The organism is Bradyrhizobium sp. USDA 4501 (assembly GCF_054062115.1).
Map to the genome: position 1 here is coordinate 7304432 of NZ_JBSSEX010000001.1, position 20905 is coordinate 7325336.

Here is a 20905-nt window from a genome sequence, read left to right on the forward strand (position 1 = left end):
CCCACGCCGACGAGATGATCGAGTAGTCGGGCAGTTTGCCGCGGCGCATGAGGCCGGAAGTGACCCGAATGCGAAGTCCGGGCGCCCCCTGAATTGTCAGCTCGTCGGGGTAGACCGGAAGCGGGTGGCCGAGCTTCCGAACGGCGCTTTTGACCCAGATCGGAAGTTCACAGATCGTCCTGCTTAAGCGGCGCGACGCGTTGCTCCGCCTGCCGATAGCCCTTCAGGGCCTGGCGTAGCGTGGGGAAGATCCATGTTTCATGTTCCGGCCGGTAGAGACCGGCTTCCCGAAACCAGTCAAGAAACTCGGCCTTGCGCCCGGCTAGTATCAGGGACGCTCCGCGCGCTTCCAGCCTTTCCCGCAAATCGCGAAGCGCATACAGACCGTTTATGTCGATCTGGCTGACTGGAATTGCATCAATCACAAACCATCGAAGTTCCGGGCCTGCGGCCTCGGCTGCCGCGAGCGCTCTCGTCTTGAAGTAATCGGAATTGAAGAAGGTAAGCGGGCCATCGAAGCGGTAGAGCACGAGACCCGGAAACGTCCTGGCGTCCGGATGTCGGTCGATCGAATGCAGGCCGGGAAGCCCGTCGACTGTTCCCAGGACTTCGTCTCTGGGCCGTGCGGTCAACTTGACGAAGCGGACCAGGGCCAACCCCACCGCGATGAGGATTCCGTTGATGGCCCCCAGCGCGACCACTCCCAGCGTAGTGATCACGGCCAAGCCGACCTCGGTACGATCGATGCTCCAGATTTCGCGTAGCGTTCGTGTGTCGAATAGCGAAATTGAAGCGAAAACAAGCAGTGCGCCCAAGGCCGCAATCGGCACATATCGTAAGGGGCCGGTCAAAAACAGCAACACTGCAGTGATCGTCACCGCAGCCACTAGGCCAGTCACCTGGGTGCGGCCGCCGGCTGCAGCGGCTACCGCCGTGCGCGAGTCAGCGCCGGTTACGGCGAACCCTTGAGATAAGGCAGAGGCGAGATTCGCAGCACCAAAAGCTGCCAATTCACGATCTGCGTCGACGTTGTACCCACCCTTCGATGCAAAGCTGCGCGCTGTCAACATGCCGCTCGAAAACAGCACGAGAGCTAACCCCGCCGCGCTGCCAAGTAGGGATGGTATGTCGTCTTGAGGAAATCTGGGCAATCGCAACGGCGGCGCACCGCCGGCGACCGGCCCTAGAATTGCAACTCCATATCGGTCCAGCCCGAACAGGGCGACCGCCGCGCCGGCAGCGATCAATATGAGTGGAGCAGTCGGAAGTCGCGGCGCCCAGCGCGCCAGCCCAAGCAATATTGCCAGGCTTGCCGCTCCCATGATCAGCGTCGGAACCTGCGTCTGAGGCAGCTTGGTGAAGATTTCGAACAGCTGCGGAATGATCCGTTTGGACTCGATGGAAAAGCCGAGAAGCTTGCCGACTTGCCCGAGGCAAATCGAAATTGCGACTCCATTCAAGAGTCCGACAAGGATTGGCTTGGAGAGAAATTCCGCCAGCGCTCCGAGCCGAAAAAAACTCGCTGCAATGCAGAATATGCCGGCCAGAAACGTAACTGCGACCGCCAGCGACCAGTATAATTCGGAATTTCCGCCCGCCAGCGGAGCTACAGCGGCAGCGACCATAGCGCACCCCGCTGCATCGGGATTCACGATCATTTGCCGTGAAGTGCCGAAGATGGCGTACGCGACTAGCGGCAGAATGCTCGAATAAAGCCCCACGACTGGATTGAAGCCCGCCAGCTGCGCGTAGGCGATCGCGACCGGCAAGGCCACTGCGGCAACGGAGACTCCTGCCAACAGATCATGCCGAAAGTCTTCGGCAAATCTGTAGGACAAGAGTTTGATCAATCCGGGCGCAATACGCGTTAGACGATCCATCATGCCGGGTCACGGGTAGAGGTGCGCCGGGGCGCAAGCCACACAAGTCAAGCTGCGCAGGTGAATGTCCCGCAACGTTGATTTGGGTCAATGTCGCCCATCCCAAGGTACCCACGTTCCAATCACTCGGACCCGACCGGGATCTGTACCACGGCGATGGATTAACAGATGAGAAAGCCAGCAATCTTCCTAGCGCTGTTGCTCCTAGCGATGTCTGGGGCGCGAGCACAACCTGATCTCCCAGCTCCTCTATCGAAATTTGCGGGCTCACTTGTTGATTTGCCGCGCGAGCCTTCAACACTTCGAGGAAGAATTTACGTCCCAGCGCATTCAAGCCTATTGGTCCGGGACGGATCCACCAGGCTCGACCTGTCCGTGACGCTTTCGGTTCAAAATACGTCGGAAACGGGAACGCTTGTCATCGAGCGGATCGACTATTTCAATGTTGATGGTCAGGTGATCGACAGATATCTGCCACGGGCGATCGCGCTAAAGCCCTACGGCGCAATCCAAATTGTGATCCCACAACAAGACATTCGCGGTGGCTTGGGCGCAAATTTCGTAATCGATTGGTCGTCGCCGGAAGCAATTGATGAGCCTTATTTGGAAGCGATCATGATCGGAGGCCCGGGCACTCAGGGCCACAGTTTCGTTTCAGTCGGTCGAAAGGTGAGCCGTCCCTGAGAGGGACTTGGATCGGTGCCCGGCATGTCGCCTATCGGTCCTAATGCGAAGTGGGGGCGGACTGCGAGATGCCCGGTTATCGGGGTAAAGCGGAATTCAGCTTGCACGGCGCTGTCTACGACGCGGAGTGCGCCGGACAAGCAGCGCGAATGGAACCGGACCGCGCCATTGCTGATCCCGAGGCGGGGCGCTTCTTGGATCAGTTCTGCCTAGATAAAGCCACGAACTAGAAGGACGGTTTTGCTGTTTCGCGCATCACGCAAAACGATCAAATCGGCTTGCTCGAACCAGGGTAGGGATAATGAAGTTCGTAAGGTGTCTGCTTGCGGCAGCGCTCCTGCTTGCGGGTGTCGGGGCAAGTCACGCGGCAGTCCGCATTGCTGATGATCGGGGTGGTCAAATTGGAGGCTACATCACCAAATTTCAACGCCTGCGCTCATCCGGACAATCCGTGATCATTGATGGTCTCTGTGCCTCGGCCTGCACCATCGTCCTCGGCGCAGTCCCTCACGACAAAATCTGCGTGACCTCGCGTGCGGCGCTTGGTTTCCATGCCGCCTATGATTTCGGCATCAACGGCCGCACCTTCACCAATCGCGAAGCAACTATGATGCTGTATTCGATGTATCCAACATCGGTGCGGCGGTGGATCGCCGCGCGCGGCGGGTTAACGCCGCAGATGATCTTCCTGCGCGGCAAGCAACTGCAGGCGATGTACCAACCGTGTTACCTCGATGCGTTAGGATCGGTTGGGCGCTGAACCTTCTCGGTCGGCTCCAATACGGTCCCGCCCACGTCGACGAGATGATCGAGTAGTCGGGCAGTTTGCTGTGGCGCATGAGGCCGGAAGTGACCCGAATGCGAAGTCCGGGCGCCCCCTGAATTGTCAGCTTGTCGGGGTAGACCGGAAGCGGGTGCCGAGCTTCCGAACGGCGCTTTTGTGAAGGGTTTCGGATGCCGGCCGCATGACTGACGGCGCGGCACATTCGGCGTCCGGCGTCCGAAAGCCTCCAAGGGAGATGCTATGGTGCGGGCGGCGGCGGTGAGGACGGTGAGGATATGGCATTCATCGGCGCTGATGTGAACCGATGGAGCACCCCATGCAGAAGTTGAACGACCTGAGCCGATCCCTCACACCCCTCAAACCGGACGGTACGCTGATCGCTGTGATCGAGATGAGCCTGTCGAGCTGGCTCGTTGCGGGGATTGTGCCTGGTGTCGAGCGCCAGCCGTCGAAGAAGCTTGAGGTCGACGAGAACGCCTTGCTGAAGCTGCTCAATCGCTGGCGAGAAGAGGCGCGGAAGGCAGGACACCGCATCGAACGCATCGCGGTCGCTTTCGAGGCCGGCCGTGACGGTTTCTGGCTGGCCCGCTGGCTCAGGGTGCGCGACATCGAGGCGCATGTCATTCACGCATCGAGCATAGCGGTATCGCGCGAGCACCGGCGCGCCAAGACCGATCGTCTCGACACCGAACTGCTGAAACGCTCTTTTCTCGGCTGGTTGCGGGGCGAGCGTGATCACTGCAAGATGGTCGCGATCCCGACAATCAAGGACGAAGATGCCAAGCGCCCCACCCGTGAGCGCGAGAGCCTTGTCGGAGAGCAAAGTCGGATCGTCAACCGAATGAAAGCAGCGTTGATACGGCTCGGCATCCGCGGCTTCAATCCCAAGCTGAAGAAAGCCGCCGAACGCCTTGACGGCTTGCGCACCCCCGAAGGAGAGCCGATCCCGCCCAACACCCTGGCTGAGCTGCGTCGCGACATGGCGCGCCGGCGGCTCGTCAGCGATCAGATACGGCAGATCGAGGAGGCTCGCCTGGAGCGTCTCAAGCAAACGCCCAGTGATGGACCACACGCAATGGAGCGCCTGTTGGCGCGGGTAATCGGGGTTGGTGTCGAGACCGGCGACATGCTGGTGCAGGAGGTACTATCGCGAAGCATGCGCGACCGAAGGGCGATAGCGCGTTATGCCGGCCTCACTGGCTCGCCTGACGAAAGCGGCAGAAAACGCCGGGAGAGAGGGCTGACCCGTTCCGGCAATGCCCGAGTGAGACGAGGCATGATCGAATTGGCGTGGCGATTTCTCAGATTCCAGAAGGACAGCGTCTTGGCGCAGTGGTTTCGAACTCGTACCGAGAATGCCCGCGGGACGCGCAAGACCATGATCGTGGCCTTGGCGCGCAAGCTCCTGATCGCTCTGTGGCGACTCGTGCGGGAGGGCGTAGTGCCGGACGGCGTCGTTCTGCGGCCGGCATCATGAACGGAGGAAGGACACCCCAACAGTTTCGGCCTTCCGTCCGCCTGTGACGGTGTCGCCGATGACGGTTCGAGGTGGCGGGGTCCCGACGTGTTTCCTTGGCTTCGATGCCGAAAGGGAGAATGGGTCCGCCGCTTCGGAGCTTCGCTGCCGATGCGCATGACTGCATCATGGTTCGGGGTCCTTGGACCCACCGGATACAAGGTTGTGGCGCGATTGATCGCGCCCGCAAGCGGGCTCCCCTCCGATCGTCATCCCGATCGCACCAAGCGATGCCGTCGTGCTCGAAGCTGTCAAGGTGTGGCCTGGCAACGGCGGAGCCTGTCGTACGATTCGTGCGGCGGCCAACCTTGACAGCTTCTGCGCGCGCCAGCGCAAGCGAAGTGCGGGTCGGGACGAAGAAACGGCCTCAGATCGAACAAAGAAACTGACGAAGGAAAAGATGCGCCGACCTATCGCCTATTTAAACGCCTCCCTTGACAAAGCCCATACAAGGAAACCGCGCTTAAGGGAAACGTAGGCGGTGCCGCAGGCGCTATGGGGATTTGACTGCCGCGGGCGAATTGGCTGATTTGAATCGAGCCGATGCAACGAGGTGTTTGAGGGTGAATCGGCTGGCGAATGCGCGGCGGGTGGTGTCGAGCTCGACAAATTGTCGAGCGCGTTGTGGCGGGCGGTGGATATCTGAGCGCGCTCTGCCGTGGCTGGCCGAGAGGCAGCGAGCACTACGAATAGATTTGCAGGACAGCGACGTGGTCATGAGGTGTCGATCCTGATGCGGTTCGTTGGAGCTGTCGGCCGATGCCGTGGCGTACAACCGCGCTCGAAGACCTCGATGATGATCATGCGACCGCCGCAGCATGGGCAAGCCGGCTTGTTGGCATCGACGGCAGCCGCGGTGGGATTGGCTTCAGGCTTTGCACCGGTGAGCACCTCGCGGACGCGTGCGATGTTGTCGGCGCAAGCGCCTTTGGCGAACAGGCCGTAATGGCGGATGCGGTGAAGGCCCTTGGGCAGCACGTGGATGAGGAAGCGGCGGATGAACTCGTCTGTGGCGAGCGTCATCTGCCTGTATCGATCGCGGCCCTCGATGCGGTAGTCCTTCCATTTGAAGGTGACGCGCTGCTGGTCGCAAGCGATCAAGCGGCTGTTGGCGATGGCAACCCGGTGGGTGTAGCGCGACAAATAGGCCAGCACCGCCTCCGGTCCACCGAACGGACGCTTTGCATAGACGACCCACTTGGTTTTGCGCAGCGGCGCCAGGAAGGCTGCGAAGCATGGGGTATCAGCGAGCTGGCTGTTGTCGCCAAAGAAGCTCAGGCGGCCGGCTTGATGGGCGACGACGAGCTTCTGAAGGAACAATCGCCGGAACAGGCGGGAGAGCACGCGCACGGGGAGGAAGAATCCGGGCCGGCAGGACACCCAGCGCTGACCATCGGGCGAGATGCCGCCGCCCGGCACGATCATGTGCACGTGGGGGTGATGGGTCAGCGCCGAGCCCCAGGTGTGCAGCACGGAGGTGATGCCGATCCTGGCCCCCAGATGCTTCGGATCGGCGGCGATCGTCAGCATGGTCTCGGCCGAGACCTTGAACAGCAGGTCGTAGAGGACGGCCTTGTTCTGGCAGGCGATGTCGGCGATCGCTCCTGGGAGTGTGAACACCAGGTGGTAGTACGGCACGGGCAACAGCTCGGCCTCGCGATCGGCGAGCCACTCCTTTGCGGCGGCGCCTTGGCACTTCGGGCAATGCCGGTTGCGGCAGGAGTTGTAGGCGATCGTCGTGTAGGCGCAGTCCGCGCAGCGCGCGACATGGCCGCCGAGCGCCACCGTGCGGCAGCGCTCGATCGCCGACATCACCTTCAACTGGTCGAGGCTGACATGGCCGGCATGGGCTTTGCGCCATGCTACGCCATGGCTGCGGAAAATATCCGCAACGGGCGCGACACAAGCGCCGTCAGCCGGGCGGTCGGACCTCCTTGAGCTTCAGCGTGATATGCGGGCTCATGACCTCGCTGATCGTCTTGGTGGCGACGCGGGTATAGAGCGCGGTGGTGTCGAGCTTGGCGTGGCCGAGCAGCACCTGGATGACGCGGACGTCGATGTTCTGCTCAAGCAGGTGGGTGGCGAAGCTGTGCCGCAAGGTGTGCAGCGAGACGCGCTTGTTGATCTCCGCCATCTGGGCGGCGGCGTGGCAGGCACGGTTGAGCTGGCGTGTGGTCATTGGCTGGGCCGGGTCACGGCCAGGGAACAGCCAGCCTTGCGGCCGAGCCATCTTCCACCAGGCCCGTAGCAGCGCGAGCAGGCTGGGCGACAGCATGACATTGCGGTCCTTGCCGCCCTTGCCCTGCTCGACGCGGATGATCATCCGCTTGCTGTCGATATCGGAGACCTTGAGCGAGACGACCTCGTTGGCACGCAGCCCGGCACCGTAGGCCGCGCTCAGCGCCGCCTTGTATTTGAGCCCCGGTGCGGCATCGAGCAGCCGTGCCACTTCCTCCACGCTCAGTACCACCGGCAGCTTGCGCGGCTCGTGAATGACATGGGTATGCTCGACGATCTCGTGGCGCTTGAGTGTGACCCGAAAGAAGAACCGCAGCGTCGAGACGGTCTGGTTGATGGTCGGCGCGCCAACGCCGCTTGCCGTCAGATGTAGCTGATAGCAGCGCACGTCCTCGAAGGTCGCCGTATCCGGTGATCGCCCGAGAAATGCGGCGAAGTTCTTGACCCGTTGCACATAGTCATGTGGGTCTTCGGGGCCAACTTGCGGATCGTCATGTCTTCGATCATGCGCCGGCGCAACGGGCTCATTGCCTCGTCGGTCATGGCGATGCTCCTGTCTTGAGTGAGGTTGTCGAACCCCTCGATCTCAAGACAGGACGCCCCGTTGCGCTATCGTCTTGGCCGTGCCGCCAGCCGCGGCGTCCTACCGCGCGAGCGGTTTAGTCCTCTGACCCATCTGCGACATTGCGGCTGGCGGGGAGGGGTTTTGTCGGTCATCCTGATTTGTGGTACTTTGAGCCCAGGAAGAGCACAAGCTAACTCAAGCCGGCCCGGCGGAAGGCTTCTAGATAGTGCTCGCGGTCGGCCTCGTATTTGAACGGCAAGTTCTTCCCGATCCAGGCTAGGGAGAAATCGGGCTGTCTGCGGAGCAGTTCCTGCAATGCAGCCGTGGCGATTTCGCCTCGTCCGGCCATCGCAGCCGCCGCAGTCAGCATGCGGTAGCCGGAGACATGATCGGTGCGAAGCCGAATGCTGGCTCCGGCCAGGCGCATCGCCTCCTCGTAATTTCGTCCGACCAACTGGGCATGGGCGGCGATGCCGTTGTAGATCGCCGCAAATGGATCGCGCGGGCTGAGGCGCAACGCCTTCGTGGTGGCGACGCCGGCTTCCTCCCAGTGGCCGCTGAACGTCAGCGCCAGGCCGTACACGCTAAGTGCCAGCGCAAAGCTTGGATTGAGCTTCAGCGCCAGCTCAAACTCGCCAAGCGCTTCGTCGAAACGTCGCAGCAGCACATGAACGCAACCCAGCGCATGATGCGCCCAGGGATCCTCGCTGTCGGCGCGGACTGCCGCCAGCGCCGCGCGTTCGGCAATCGGCACCGATGTCGCCATCTCGCTCCAGCCATTGTAGGCGCAAAAGGTGTGGCTGGCGGACAGAACGGCAAGCGCTTGTCCGTAGTACGGATCGATCGCAATCGCCTTCTCCAGCAGCTCCTGCGCTTTGACATAGTCGGCTGGCGTGATCCGCCAGAAATGCGACATCGCCCGCATCACCAGACCCCAGGCGTCCATGCTGTCCGGGGTCTTGCGTTTGGAGTGAAAATGCTCCGCCGCATAGAGCTGCGGCTCAATCGACGCAACGATCGCCTCGGTGATCTCGTCCTGCACGGCAAACACATCGGCGAGGCTGCGATCGTAACGCTCCGCCCACAGGTGGCTGCCGGTGGCGACGTCGTTGAGCTGCGCGGTGATGCGCACGCGATCGCCTTCCTTGCGCACGCTGCCTTCGATGACATAACCGACGCCGAGGGTCGCCCCGACCTCTTTGATGTTGACGGACTTGCCCTTGTAGGCAAACGACGAGTTGCGCGCGATCACAAAGAACCAGCGCAGCTTCGAGAGCGCGGTAATGAGGTCCTCGCTGATGCCGTCGGAGAAATAATCCTGGTCCGGATCGTCGCTCATGTTGGCAAAAGGCAGCACGGCGATGGCGGGACGGTCAGGCAGAGGTAATGCCGCAATTCGCTCGCTGGATTCGTTCAAGTCCGGCTCCGCGCAAAGCTCTCCGAGCTCGTCGTCCATCGGCGGCGTGCGCACTTCGCCGACGAAGCGCAGACCCTTGCGCGAAATGGTGCGGATCAGCTTCTGCTGCTGGCCGCTGTCGCCGACCGCCTTGCGCACGGCATAGACGCGGCTGGTCAGCGTCGCATCCGAGGTGACGCGGCCGCCCCACACCGAAGCAACCAGATCGTCCTTGGTGACGACGCGATCGCGATTCTCGATCAGGTAGAGCAGAAGGTCGTAGACCTGGGGCTCGACTGCAATCAGTTCAGACCTGAGCCGCAGCTCGCGGGCGCTGGTATCAAGCACGTAATCGGCGAAATGAAACTGCATGCTCGTATCCTGGACCGGACTGCCGCAACGGCCTGTCGCGATTTGGACCGCATCGACCGTGGTTGCAACCGTCTTTGGTGCGCCGCGGCGCGTGTTTGCCGCGTCCGGCTGGGGGCTCAGGCGATCACGGCCCGATCACGGCCCGATCACAATAGCACAATCAGGAAATCAGCAGGGCTTCTTCAGGCAAATCACGGCGTTCTCAAGACCGGCTTCAAGCCTGTCATCCTCTTCGCGGCTAAGTATCGGTCAAGGGGCATGAAACCTCTGGAAGGATGACGACCATGGCTATCAAAGCTGGCTTTTCTCCGACCACCGGCCTGCTGTCGGTGTTCGACGACAATCTCAACAACTCGATCACCGTGAGTCGCTCCGCGGCCGGAACGATCCTCGTGAATGGCGGCGCGGTCCCGGTCACGGGGGGCACCTCGACGGTCGCTAACACCTCCTTGATCCAGGTGTTCGGCACCGGCGGCAACGACACAATCGCGCTGGACGAGGCCAACGGTGCACTCCCGGCAGCTCAGCTGTTCGGCGGCGCCGGCAACGACGTCATCACCGGCGGCTCCGGCAACGATCGGCTGTTCGGCGGCGCGGGCGACGACACCCTGATCGGCAAGGGCGGCAACGACCTGCTGTTCGGCGGCGGAGGCAGCGACACGCTGGTTGGCGGCGCGGGCGACGACCAGATGTTCGGCGGCGCCGGCAACGATCTCATGGTTTGGAATCCGGGCGATGGCACCGACCTGATGGAAGGTGGCGACGGCATCGACACCGCCCAGGTCAACGGCGGCAACGGCGCCGAAAACTTCATCCTCACCGCCAACGGCTCCCGCGTACGATTCGATCGCATCAGCCCGGCGCCGTTCTCGCTCGATATCGGCACCACCGAGAACATCGTGCTCAACATGAATGGCGGCGACGACGTCTTCACCGCCGGAAACGGCCTTTCCAGCTTGATCAAGCTAACCGTAGACGGCGGTGCGGGCAACGACTCCATCACCGGTGGCGACGGCAACGACACGCTGCTCGGCGGTGACGGCAACGACACCATCATCGGCGGCCGCGGCAACGATCAGCTGTTCGGCGGCGCGGGCGACGACACCTTCGTCTGGAATCCGGGTGACGGCAGCGACAAAGTCGACGGCGGTGACGGCAACGACACCCTGGTGTTCAACGGCGCCAATGTGACCGAGAACATGACCGTCTCGGCCAAGGGCAGCGGCGCCACCCTAACCCGCGACGTCGGCACGGTCTCGATGAACCTCGCCGGCATCGAGACCATCGATGTCAATGCGCTAGCTGGTGCGGACACCATCACCGTCAACGACCTGACCGGCACCAGCGTCAGTCAGGTCAACATCGACCTCGACGGTAATGACGCGCAGCCGGACACGGTTGTGCTCAATGCGACCAACCGTGACGACGCGATCAATGTCACGGAAAGCAACGGCGTCATCACGGTGACGGGACTTGCGACGGACGTGACCATCTCCAATGTCGGCGCCGGCGACCGTCTCGTCATCAACGGCCTCGGCGGCGACGATGTGATCTCGGCTTCCGGACTGCGCAACGGCATCCTGCTCACTGCCAATGGCGGCGGCGGCGACGATGTCCTGATCGGCGGGAACGGCAGCGAGATCCTCAGTGGCGGCGCGGACGATGACATTCTGCTCGGCGGCAGCCCGCAGAATGTCCTCGATGGCGGTGCGGGACACAACGTCGTGATCCCGGGCGCGGCGCCAGGCCTCGCGCATACGGCGGCGGCAAGCGCGAGCCTGCTCGGCCAGTTCATGGCGTCGAGCTTCGTCTCGGCGGGAGCGGATCACGGCGCGATGCCCGTCGCCGAGCCGCCGTTGAGCCAGCAGCCGCAGCTCGCTCAGCCGCACGCCGCCTGAGGCCGACGGCGTCGTCCTGGAGAACAACCATGAGCATCGAAACCAATGGTGCGAGACCGACCGACCCGGGTCTCGAAATCCTCGTAACGCTGCTGCATCTCCAGGGCGTTGCGGCCGATGCCGGACAGATCGGGCATCGGCTGGGAACGGACAGGATCGGCGCAGCGGATATGCTCCGCTGCGCCAGGGATCTCGGCCTCAAGGCCCGTGCCTACCGAACCGATTGGTCACGGCTCGGCAGCACGCCCTTGCCCGCCATCGCGTCCCTGCGCGATGGCGGATTCCTTCTCCTTGCCAAGGCAGATGCGGACCGGGTGCTGGTGCAGTCGCCGCTTGCGCCTCGGCCAGCATTGATGTCACGGGACGAACTCCTCGCCATCTGGGATGGGCAGCTGATCCTGATGACCCGACGTGCCGGATTGTCCGACATGGCGCGGCGATTCGACATCAGCTGGTTCGTCGCCGCGATCCAGAAATACCGGCATCTGCTGGGTGAAGTGCTGATCGCCTCATTCTTCCTGCAACTGCTCGGCCTGGCTTCGCCGCTGTTCTTCCAGGTGGTCATCGACAAGGTGCTGGTGCATCGATCGCTGAGCACGCTCGATGTCCTCGTGCTCGGGCTCGTGACGATCTCGGCTTTCGAGACCGTGCTGGGAATTCTGAGGACCTATTTGTTCGCGCACACCACCAACCGCATCGACGTCGAACTCGGCGCACGGCTGTTTCGGCAATTGCTGGCTTTGCCGATGGCCTATTTTCAGGCGCGTCGCGTCGGCGATTCGGTGGCCAGAGTTCGCGAGCTGGAAAACATCCGGAGCTTCCTCACCAGTTCGGCGCTGACGCTGCTCATCGACCTGTTCTTCACCTTCGTCTTCGTCGGCGTGATGTTCTTCTACTCGCCGCTGCTCAGCTGGATCGTGCTGGGCTCGTTCCCATTCTATATCGCGATCTCCGCCGGAGCGACGCCGCTGTTCCGGCAGCGGCTGGACGAGAAATTCCGCCGCGGCGCCGAGAACCAGGCCTTCCTGGTCGAGAGCGTCACCGGGATCGAGACGGTCAAGGCCATGGCGGTCGAGCCGCAGATGCAGCGGCGCTGGGAAGAGCAGCTGGCGGGCTATGTGGCTGCGAGTTTCCGGGTCCTGAGCCTCGGCAACAGTGTAAGCCAGACGGTGCAGCTCGTCAGCAAACTCGTCACCGCAAGTATCCTCTACTGTGGCGCAAGGCTCGTGATCGACGGCAGCCTTTCCGTGGGCGAGCTGGTCGCCTTCAATATCCTCGCCGGCAGGGTGAGTACGCCGGTGCTGCGTCTTGCTCAGCTCTGGCAGGATTTCCACCAGACGCGCCTGTCGATCGCACGGCTCGGTGATATTCTTAACACCGCCGCCGAGCCGACCTATTCGGCGGCGCGGGCGCGGCTGCCGGCGATTCGGGGGGACATCAAGTTCGACCACGTCTCGTTCCGCTATCGCGTGGACGGGCAGGAAGTCCTGCGCGACGTCTCGTTCGAGGTGCCGGCAGGCCAGATCGTCGGCGTTGTCGGACCTTCCGGGTCCGGCAAGAGCACGTTCGCCAAGCTGGTCCAGCGGCTTTACGTTCCGGAACGCGGACGCGTGCTGGTCGACGGAATGGATCTCGCGATGGCCGAGCCCACCTGGCTGCGCCGCCAGATCGGCGTCGTGCTGCAGGAAAACATGCTGTTCAACCGCTCGGTGCGCGACAACATCGCGCTTGCCGATCCGGCGATGCCGATGGAGCGCGTGATCGCGGCGGCGCGGCTTGCAGGCGCGCATGAATTCATCCTCGAACTCGCAGAAGGCTATGACACCATGGTGGGCGAACGCGGTTCGACTCTATCCGGCGGCCAGCGCCAGCGGATCGCCATTGCGCGGGCCCTCGTCACCGACCCGCGCATCCTGATCTTCGACGAAGCGACCAGCGCGCTGGACTATGAGAGCGAACGAATCATTCAACAGAACATGAAGGATATCGCCAACGGGCGGACCGTGCTGGTGATCGCGCACCGGCTGTCGACCGTGCGGACGGCGGACCGCATCGTGACGCTCGATCGCGGCCGCCTGGTCGAGGATGGCAGCCACGACACATTGATCAAGACCGGCGGCCGCTATGCGTCGCTGCATCGGCTGCAGGGAGGATTCCATGAGGTCGGCTGAACTCGCGGCGCCTAAACCGTCAACGCAACACGTGATCGCGTTCCGCAGTCCGCGAGGGAGGCGCCGCGAAGAGCTGGCGTTTCTCCCCGCCGCGCTTGAAATCGTGGAGACGCCGCCATCGCCGCTCGGTCGCACGATCGGCAGTACGATCGTCGTCTTGTTCTGCCTGGCTCTGGCTTGGGCCTGGTGGGGCACGATCGATATCGTCGCGTCGGCCACGGGAAAAGTCCTTCCCAGCAGTCGCGTCAAGATCATCCAGCCGTTCGAGACCGCCGTCGTGCGCTCCATTCGGGTACAGGACGGCCAGGTGGTCAGGGCCGGCGATGTCCTGATCGAGCTCGATCCGACCGCGAACGAGGCGGAGCGAGATCATCTGCGCAACGACCTCCTTGCCGAGCGGCTCAATATCGCACGTTTGCGCGCGGCGCTTTCGGAGAATCCAGCGGCCGATTTCATGCCGTCGGCCGGCGTAGATCCGGAGCTGATCAACACGCAGCGTCAGCTGCTGCTCAATCAGGTGACGGAGCATCGCGCCAAGATCGCCGGGCTCGCGCGACAGCAAGCTCAGAAGGAAGCCGAACTGGCCACGACAGGGGCGACGATCCACAAGCTGGAGACCATCATTCCGGTCATTCAATCACGCGTCGATATCCGCAAGATGCTTGTGGAGAAGGAACTGGGCTCGAAGCTGACCTATTTCGAGGTGTTCCAGCTCCTGGTCGAGCAGCAGGAGGAACTCGTGGTTCAGACCAGTCGCTTGCACGAGACGGAAGCGGCCATCGCAGCGATTCGCGAGACGCGCAGCCAAGTGGCAGCGGAGTATCGGCACACGATCTCCGACGACCTCGCCAAGGCCGAACAGAAAGCGAGTGGGCTCACCCAGGACCTGATCAAGGCCGAGCAAAGAACGAAGCTGCAGCAGTTGACGGCGCCGGTGGACGGCGTGGTGCAGCAGCTTGCGGTTCACACCGTTGGCGGCGTAGTGACGCCGGCGCAGCAGCTGCTTGTGGTGGTGCCGAGCGAGAGCCGGCTCGAGATCGAGGCCATGGTGTCGAACGGCGATATCGGCTTCATCCATGCCGGACAACAAGCCGAAATCAAGGTCGATACTTTCAATTTCACCCGCTACGGCCTGTTGCATGGCGAGGTGCTGTCGGTGTCACAGGACGCCGTGATCCGCGACCGCCCGCAGGATCGCGCCGGCGATCGGGCGCTGGGTACGGCACGCGAGAGCAGCGAGCCGAAAGGCCAGGAACTGAACTACAGCGCGCGAATCTCGCTCGATTCTACCCAAATGCAGATCGACGACAGAATGGTCAATCTGTCGCCCGGCATGGCCGTCACGGTGGAGATCAAGACGGGATCGCGGACCATCCTGAGCTATCTGTTGTCGCCGCTCCGCCGCTATCGGCAGGAAACTTTGCGGGAGCGCTAGTAGGCAGGGTAATGTTCGCACTGATTTCGGCAAGGCCGTTCAAACGCTGGAATAGCTCGATCTGGTGTTGTCGGCGGCGCTGTTTGGCTAGACCAACCGGCTGATACACGCGCTCGGCGAACCGCGGGCGTGACGACGGCCTGCTGGAGCATGATGAGGTCGGGTTGAATCGGTCTCTCGACCGCCGCGCTGCACTCCTTGCGAGCGGGAGCCCACCGACTTCGCTATGACCATTCAACCTGATCGCATCGCGCTCTACGCACGCACTCATAAATCCGGGATGTCCGCCCTTGAGGCAGAGCAGACTCGCAGCCCTGACCGAATGGGCTCGTCTTGTGGCCCTGGCCGTGTGAAAACGTCGATGCTTTTCTAAGATTCCCTGGTCATTGTGTGGGGGGAAGCTGATGAGGCGCTTCGTGAAGCAGGCGGATCGTGGGCAGTGGACGCTACCGACCTTTCTTAGAATGCCCCCAATGTCCGCAGCCGGGAGGGAAGCCGACCAAAGTCGAGCGGGGCGTCGTGGTCGGCTTTTGACCATCCCGGACGTCGGCCCCAACCCGCAAGCGCCAGCGAAACCTTCATTTGAACATCGGCTATGTCCGACCACTATGCTCCCTTCACCGCACTGGCGAGGTGTGCCTTTATCGGAAACTTTAACCCATCATCGGCGACATGAGACGTCAGCGCGTCTTCTACCTCGCTGACCAAGACCCTACGGGTTTCATCCGAGACTTTGGCCACATGGCCTGAGAGCGGCGATCCGCGCACATAGTCCTGCACGAACCGCGAAACTGACGGAAAACGAACGGTTCCTGCAGCCGACTCAATCGTTATGTCGCTGAAACCTTCCGCAGCCACAAGCGCGCGTAGCTGTTTGGCATCGGCGAGCGCAAAAGGAGCGCGCATTATGCTCGCCGCCTCAGTGCTGACGTGCCGCGAAAGCGCACCGGCTAAGGCGCTGAACCCAGGACTGTATTGGATGTCCTGCCACACCATAAAGCCGAGGCGGCCGCCAGGTACCAGCACGCGATACATCTCGCGCAGTGCGGCGGGTCGATCTGGAAAGAACTGGAGTCCCAATTGGCAGTACACGACATCGAATGTCCCCGCAGGCAGAGGCATGTTCGTCGCGCTGGCCTCTTGCCACGTGATCGGTGCGCTTGTGGTCGGGCGGGCAGCTGCGATTGAGGCGGCGACCGCCAGCATACCGGGATTCAGGTCGAGACCGGTCACGCTCCCGGCGGGGCCTACTCGCTGCGCGGCGAGCCGCGCCACCACGCCGGTACCGCATGCGACGTCCAATACGCGCTCACCTGCTCGCGGGTCTGCGAGTGCAACTACGAGCGGTGCCCAAGGTGCGAAGACAGCCGGAACAAGGGCGTCCTCGTATGTCTCAGCGGCATTTCCAGCTACTTGCCATTGTCCTTGGTCAACCATGGCCTATCCTTGATAGCCACGTCCCCCGCTCGCTTCCGTGTGAAGCTAGCACATCGAGGGGGACAGCAGTCGCGGCCCTTTAGCGCACGTGAACATCGCAAAGTGCTCGATCTGAGGCGTGTACTCATAAACGTTGGCTTGCGGTCATAAAGCGGAAGTCGCCCGGTCTGACCGCCAAGGGCGGCTTTTGACCCAGCGGAAACGTCGCAGCTCTTTGCATTTGGTGTTATGATTGGGCACCAACGGCGGTGCAGCATCTGGGTTTCGGGGAGCGGCCATTGGGGCCTAAAAACGAGTCGGGATTTCAACTCAAGCCGTTGGCCAGCGAGCGGGCTCTGGAGCGCGCTGAGCGATTGGCCAATCTTCTGGCCTCCATCGTCGAGTCCAGCGACGATGGAATTGTGAGCAAGAATCTAGATGGCATTATTACGAGTTGGAACAAGGCGGCCGAGCGCATTTTCGGTTACTCGGCCACGGAGGCTATTGGTCAGCCCATTACAATCGTGATTCCGCAAGACCGGCTCAGCGAAGAACGGGAGATTTTAACCCGCATCCGACGAGGCGAGCGCATCGACCATTTCGAGACTGTCCGGCGACGTCGGGATGGTAGCTCAATCATCGTTTCGCTAACTGTTTCTCCTGTCAAAGACGCCCACGGCAACATCGTCGGCGCATCAAAAATTGCTAGAGATATTACCCAGCAGAAGCGAACTCAGGAGCAGATTAGCATTCTGGCTCGCGAGGCGGAGCATCGAAGCAAGAACATCCTTTCTAACGTACAGGCAATTATCAACCTTTCTCAGTCCGACACCTCCGAGGGCCTCAAGGAAGTGATCAGCGGGCGCATCCAAGCGATGGCAAATGTTCACTCGCTGTTTGTTGAAACGCGGTGGATAGGAGCCGAAGTCTCGGCGATCGCCAAGCAGGAGTTTGCCCCTTACCTCGAAGAGAGTCACCAGAAGCGGATTGTGATGGAGGGGCTGCAGACGGTGTTAGAACCCATCGCTGCGCAGGCGATTGCTGTTGTCCTGCATGAGTTAGCAACCAATGCTATCAAGTATGGAGCGCTATCCAACACAAGAGGCCGGATAGAATTGGCCTGGTCGCGCGCCGAGGATGGACAGCTGGTGCTCCGCTGGACCGAACTGGGCGGACCGAGGGTAAAGGCGCCCCAACGTAAGGGTTTTGGTAGTCGGCTCATCGAAGGGACGATCAATCCACTTGGCGGGAAGGTGCTGTTTGACTGGCGCGCGGAAGGGCTGGTTTGCGAAATCGCCGTTCCGACGTGAGATGCCAATCGAGCTTCGCTGCTCTCGCCGCTACAACTTTTGCTTATGGCCGATTCTGTTGAAAATGGCGGCTGTTGCGACGCAGAGGTATCAGTGATTCAGTCTGTCTAATTGGCAGGACTGAAGATCATGATGGGACATCGGCAACTCGACCAGGCTGCGTTGTTCTATGAGTTCTCGCTCGAAAGGCATATCCTCGCCGACCACTTGCTCCGGTCGATCGACAGGTTTGTCAACCTTGAACGGGTCAGGCAGGAGCTGGCGCCTTTCTACAGCAGCATCGGCCGACGTTCGATCGATCCCGAGCTGATGATCCGGATGCTCCTGATCGGTTACTGCTTCGGCATCCGATCGGAGCGGCGGCTGTGCGATGAGGTCCACCTCAATCTGGCCTATCGGTGGTTCTGCCGGCTCGGTCTGGATGGGGCGGTGCCGGATCACTCGACATTCTCCAAGAACAGGCATGGCCGCTTCCGGGAGAGCGACCTCTTCCGTCACGTGTTCGAGAGCGTCTTGTGCCGCTGCATCGAGGAGCGACTGGTCGGCGGTGAAGGATTTGCAGTTGATGCGAGCCTGATCAAGGCCGATGCCAATCGGCAGAAGGGGATCGAAGGCGATAAGGGACTTCTGCCGCATGCTGCCGGTCGAGCAATCGATGAGCGTCTGGCTATGCCGCTTTCGGAGCCGCGACCGAGGTCACCCCGAAGTTCATATCGCTCTCCGATCCGGCGGCGCGCTGGACGGGGCGCACGGCGGCCAAGCGTTTTTCGCCTATTCGACGAACTACCTGGTCGACATCGAGAACGCGATCATCGTCGGTGTTGAGGCAACGACGGCAATCCGGCAGGCGGAGGTATTGACCGCTAAGCGCATGATTGAGCGCTCGCTGGAGCGCTTTGATCTCTATCCGAGCCGGCTCCTCGGCGACAGCTGCTATGGCTCGGCCGAGATGCTCGCCTGGCTAGTCTATGAGCACGGCATCAAGCCGCACGTTACAGTCTTCGACAAGTCGGCCCCGCACAGACGGGATCTTCTCGCGCGACGACTTCACCTATGACCATGCTGGGGACATCTATCGTTGCCCTGGTGGCAAAGTTCTTACCACGACGGGAACGTTGGTGAATGATGGTGCCACCATGCTTTACCTCGCCAGCAAGCGCGATTGTGATCGATGCGCATTGAAGGCTCGGTGTTGCCCCAAACAGGCTTCACGGAGAGTGCCGCGCTATCTATGAGGGCGCTCGCGACATGGCGCGCCAGATCGCGAGATCGTGGGAGGGAGGCACCTCGCGCCGGCTGCGCAAGAAAATCGAGACGTTGTTCGCGCACCTCAAGCGCATTCTCAAGCTCGACCGTTTGCGTTTGCGAGGTCCAAACGGCGCGCGCGACGAGTTCATCCTCGCAGCCACCGCCCACAAACCTTCGAAAGATGGCCAAGCTGATCCCGATGCCCACCCGGAGGCTCGCATAGGGTCGGTAGAGCAGTTCGGCCACGTCGCGGCGGAGCTACTAAAACGAAATACTGCCAGCCTTTTTCAACGGAATCGACCATATGCAGACATTCGTCACCCCGGCCCGCGCCCTCTCGGCTTGGGCTCGGCCAACGGTGCGACCTCGACCGTGGCGCTCTCTGTGGCGCGCTCTCGCTCAATAGTCAGCCGCACTTGCTGACCGACCGCGGTCAGCCCGATGAGGTTGCGCATTTGCGTGGCGCTGCGGATCGGGATTTCGTTGGCCTTCAGAATGATGTCGCCGCGGCGAAGGCCCGCGCGCTCTGCGGGCGAGCCGGGGCTGACCTCCTTGACACGGGCACCCTGCGTCACACCCGCAGCGGGCGCCTCGAGATCCTCCAGCGCAACGCCGATGCGGCCACGCTCGACCCGCCCTGTCTGCGCGAGCTGCTCCATCACCTTGCGGGCCATGTTGATGGGTACGGCAAAGCCAATTCCCACATTGCCGCCTCCCGGAGAGATGATCGCCGTGTTGATGCCAACGAGTTCGCCGCGCAGATTGATCAAGCCGCCACCGGAGTTGCCGGGGTTGATCGCAGCATCAGTCTGGATGAAATCTTCATAGCCGTGCTTACCAAGGCCGGTGCGCCCGAGCGCGCTGACAAGGCCTGACGTGACGGTCTGGCCCAGGCCGAAGGGATTGCCCACCGCAATGACGAAGTCGCCGACCTGAAGCGCGTCGCTGTCGCCCAGCGCGATGGCTTTCAACTCGACGGGCCCCTTGACCTGTAGTAGCGCGATATCGGTCGGCGCATCGCGGCCGACCACGCGACCGGCAAACTTTCGGCCATCCTTGGTTCTGATTTGCACCGCGGTCGCGTTGGCAACAACGTGGTTTGCCGTCAATACATAGCCGCGCTGGGCGTCGACAATCACGCCCGATCCGGTGGCGTTGATTTCCTTCTCCAGCTGCTTCGGAACGTCGAAGAACTCCCGGAAAAACGGATCCTGGTACAGCGGATTGTCCTCGCGCACGCGTCCCTGCACCGAGATGTTGACGACGCTCGGCGTCACCTCCTTGACCAACGGCGCAAGGGTTGGCACGCGGCCGATGTTAACGTCTGGAATTTGGGCGAGAACTGGCGGTCCGGAAAGGGTTAATGCCAGCGTCGAGCTGAGCCCGAGTCGCGCAAGCCCACGCAAGTATCGCATCATTTCTCTCCGGTAGCACACGCGTTTATCGCCCCGTCCTCCGGGGCGGTGGCGGCGATTAACTGGTTGGCTCAAGTCGACTGTTCAAGAGCCCTCAGTGCATCGTTCGGATGAGCCGCCAAAATTTTCGTAGAAGCTCTTGAACGGATTTTGTCCGTTACCTAAGTCGCTTCCGCCCGGGGGCCGGTTTCCGGACCCGGATTTTTGACATCGCTGACCTAATCAGGAGGATGTGCATGCATTTCCGTCCATTGCACGACCGCGTGCTCGTGCGCCGCATTGATGCCGAAGAAAAGACCGCTGGCGGCATCATCATTCCCGACACCGCAAAGGAGAAACCGCAGGAAGGCGAAGTCGTCGCCGCGGGCCCTGGCGGTCGGAATGAGCAAGGACAATTGGTGCCGCTCGACGTTGGTCCCGGCGACCGCGTGCTTTTCGGCAAGTGGTCTGGCACCGAAGTGAAAATCGACGGCCAGGACTACCTCATCATGAAGGAAAGCGATCTTCTGGGCGTGGTCGACAAAGCCGGCTCGCTCAAGAAGGCCGCTTGAGCAAGCTGGAAGCTGACAGTCATTCG

13 protein-coding genes and 2 pseudogenes are annotated in these 20905 nt (G+C 61.8%); 9 read left to right on the top strand and 6 right to left on the bottom strand.

All coding sequences use genetic code 11. The features are described from left to right. Window positions 1–167 precede the first annotated feature (167 nt). The gene (locus ACVWZM_RS33750; RefSeq protein WP_456855659.1) at window positions 168–1883 is read right to left on the bottom strand and encodes a SulP family inorganic anion transporter; all 1716 of its coding nucleotides are present in this window, start codon (window positions 1881–1883) and stop codon (window positions 168–170) included. A 207-nt stretch (window positions 1884–2090) separates the two neighbouring features. Between ACVWZM_RS33750 and ACVWZM_RS33755 the strand changes: the two genes are divergently transcribed. The 3 genes from ACVWZM_RS33755 (at window position 2091) to ACVWZM_RS33765 (ending at window position 4825) form a co-directional block, all read left to right on the top strand. Next, complete coding sequence (locus ACVWZM_RS33755; RefSeq protein ID WP_456856816.1) at window positions 2091–2564, top strand: DUF3124 domain-containing protein; 474 nt, start codon at window positions 2091–2093, stop codon at window positions 2562–2564. A gap of 301 nt (window positions 2565–2865) precedes the next feature. Then, window positions 2866–3324, top strand: a complete 459-nt coding sequence (locus tag ACVWZM_RS33760) for a hypothetical protein (RefSeq protein ID WP_076825986.1) — start codon at window positions 2866–2868, stop codon at window positions 3322–3324. Between the two features lie 340 nt (window positions 3325–3664). Then, entirely contained in the window at window positions 3665–4825 is a 1161-nt protein-coding gene (locus ACVWZM_RS33765; RefSeq protein ID WP_083715145.1) for an IS110 family RNA-guided transposase, read from the top strand. Window positions 4826–5578: 753 nt separating this feature from the next. Here the strand turns inward: ACVWZM_RS33765 and ACVWZM_RS33770 are convergent. The 3 genes and pseudogenes from ACVWZM_RS33770 to ACVWZM_RS33780 all read right to left on the bottom strand — a co-directional run bounded on the left by ACVWZM_RS33770 (window position 5579) and on the right by ACVWZM_RS33780 (window position 9435). Further along, a complete protein-coding gene (locus ACVWZM_RS33770; RefSeq protein ID WP_076825985.1) occupies window positions 5579–6748 on the bottom strand; it encodes an IS91 family transposase in 1170 nt (389 codons plus the stop codon). 28 nt (window positions 6749–6776) lie between these two features. After that, window positions 6777–7645 (bottom strand): annotated as a pseudogene (locus ACVWZM_RS33775) (tyrosine-type recombinase/integrase). A 212-nt stretch (window positions 7646–7857) separates the two neighbouring features. Next, on the bottom strand, window positions 7858–9435 hold the full coding sequence (locus ACVWZM_RS33780) for a winged helix-turn-helix domain-containing protein (protein WP_253623534.1): 1578 nt from the start codon (window positions 9433–9435) through the stop codon (window positions 7858–7860). 284 nt (window positions 9436–9719) lie between these two features. Here ACVWZM_RS33780 and ACVWZM_RS33785 point away from each other — a divergent pair, with 284 nt between their 5' ends. The 3 genes from ACVWZM_RS33785 to ACVWZM_RS33795 are packed head-to-tail and all read left to right on the top strand — an operon-like array spanning window position 9720 to window position 14939. Further along, window positions 9720–11333, top strand: a complete 1614-nt coding sequence (locus tag ACVWZM_RS33785) for a calcium-binding protein (protein WP_456855660.1) — start codon at window positions 9720–9722, stop codon at window positions 11331–11333. Window positions 11334–11362: 29 nt separating this feature from the next. Then, window positions 11363–13504: a type I secretion system permease/ATPase gene (locus ACVWZM_RS33790; protein ID WP_076828156.1), complete on the top strand. Its 2142-nt coding sequence runs from the start codon at window positions 11363–11365 to the stop codon at window positions 13502–13504. Further along, window positions 13491–14939, top strand: a complete 1449-nt coding sequence (locus ACVWZM_RS33795; protein WP_456855661.1) for an HlyD family type I secretion periplasmic adaptor subunit — start codon at window positions 13491–13493, stop codon at window positions 14937–14939. Before ACVWZM_RS33790 ends, ACVWZM_RS33795 begins: the two co-directional genes overlap by 14 nt. A gap of 606 nt (window positions 14940–15545) precedes the next feature. On the opposite strand, the gene ACVWZM_RS33800 is transcribed toward ACVWZM_RS33795, so the two are convergent. Next, window positions 15546–16376, bottom strand: a complete 831-nt coding sequence (locus tag ACVWZM_RS33800) for a methyltransferase domain-containing protein (RefSeq protein WP_063790114.1) — start codon at window positions 16374–16376, stop codon at window positions 15546–15548. Between the two features lie 353 nt (window positions 16377–16729). Here ACVWZM_RS33800 and ACVWZM_RS33805 point away from each other — a divergent pair, with 353 nt between their 5' ends. Together ACVWZM_RS33805 and ACVWZM_RS33810 are read left to right on the top strand one after the other, a co-directional pair. Continuing rightward, a complete protein-coding gene (locus ACVWZM_RS33805) occupies window positions 16730–17665 on the top strand; it encodes a PAS domain S-box protein (protein ID WP_456855662.1) in 936 nt (311 codons plus the stop codon). 129 nt (window positions 17666–17794) lie between these two features. Next, a pseudogene (locus ACVWZM_RS33810) lies at window positions 17795–19136 on the top strand (transposase). Window positions 19137–19230: 94 nt separating this feature from the next. Here ACVWZM_RS33810 and ACVWZM_RS33815 read toward each other — a convergent pair. Continuing rightward, window positions 19231–20328 carry a trypsin-like peptidase domain-containing protein gene (locus ACVWZM_RS33815; protein WP_456856818.1) on the bottom strand — a complete coding sequence of 366 codons (1098 nt, stop codon included), beginning with the start codon at window positions 20326–20328 and terminating at the stop codon, window positions 19231–19233. 236 nt (window positions 20329–20564) lie between these two features. Here ACVWZM_RS33815 and groES point away from each other — a divergent pair, with 236 nt between their 5' ends. Further along, on the top strand, window positions 20565–20879 hold the full coding sequence (gene groES / locus ACVWZM_RS33820) for a co-chaperone GroES (RefSeq protein ID WP_456855663.1): 315 nt from the start codon (window positions 20565–20567) through the stop codon (window positions 20877–20879). The last annotated feature ends 26 nt before the right edge of the window (window positions 20880–20905 follow it).

Bases quoted from the DNA above. Each gene is read 5' to 3' on its own strand.
- ACVWZM_RS33785 (WP_456855660.1), top strand. From the start codon at position 9,720: ATGGCTATCAAAGCTGGCTTTTCTCCGACCACCGGCCTGCTGTCGGTG.
- ACVWZM_RS33780 (WP_253623534.1), bottom strand. From the start codon at position 9,435: ATGCAGTTTCATTTCGCCGATTACGTGCTTGATACCAGCGCCCGCGAG.
- ACVWZM_RS33790 (WP_076828156.1), top strand. From the start codon at position 11,363: ATGAGCATCGAAACCAATGGTGCGAGACCGACCGACCCGGGTCTCGAA.
- ACVWZM_RS33760 (WP_076825986.1), top strand. From the start codon at position 2,866: ATGAAGTTCGTAAGGTGTCTGCTTGCGGCAGCGCTCCTGCTTGCGGGT.
- ACVWZM_RS33765 (WP_083715145.1), top strand. From the start codon at position 3,665: ATGCAGAAGTTGAACGACCTGAGCCGATCCCTCACACCCCTCAAACCG.
- ACVWZM_RS33795 (WP_456855661.1), top strand. From the start codon at position 13,491: ATGAGGTCGGCTGAACTCGCGGCGCCTAAACCGTCAACGCAACACGTG.
- ACVWZM_RS33755 (WP_456856816.1), top strand. From the start codon at position 2,091: ATGTCTGGGGCGCGAGCACAACCTGATCTCCCAGCTCCTCTATCGAAA.
- ACVWZM_RS33750 (WP_456855659.1), bottom strand. From the start codon at position 1,883: ATGATGGATCGTCTAACGCGTATTGCGCCCGGATTGATCAAACTCTTG.
- ACVWZM_RS33800 (WP_063790114.1), bottom strand. From the start codon at position 16,376: ATGGTTGACCAAGGACAATGGCAAGTAGCTGGAAATGCCGCTGAGACA.
- groES (WP_456855663.1), top strand. From the start codon at position 20,565: ATGCATTTCCGTCCATTGCACGACCGCGTGCTCGTGCGCCGCATTGAT.
- ACVWZM_RS33815 (WP_456856818.1), bottom strand. From the start codon at position 20,328: ATGCGATACTTGCGTGGGCTTGCGCGACTCGGGCTCAGCTCGACGCTG.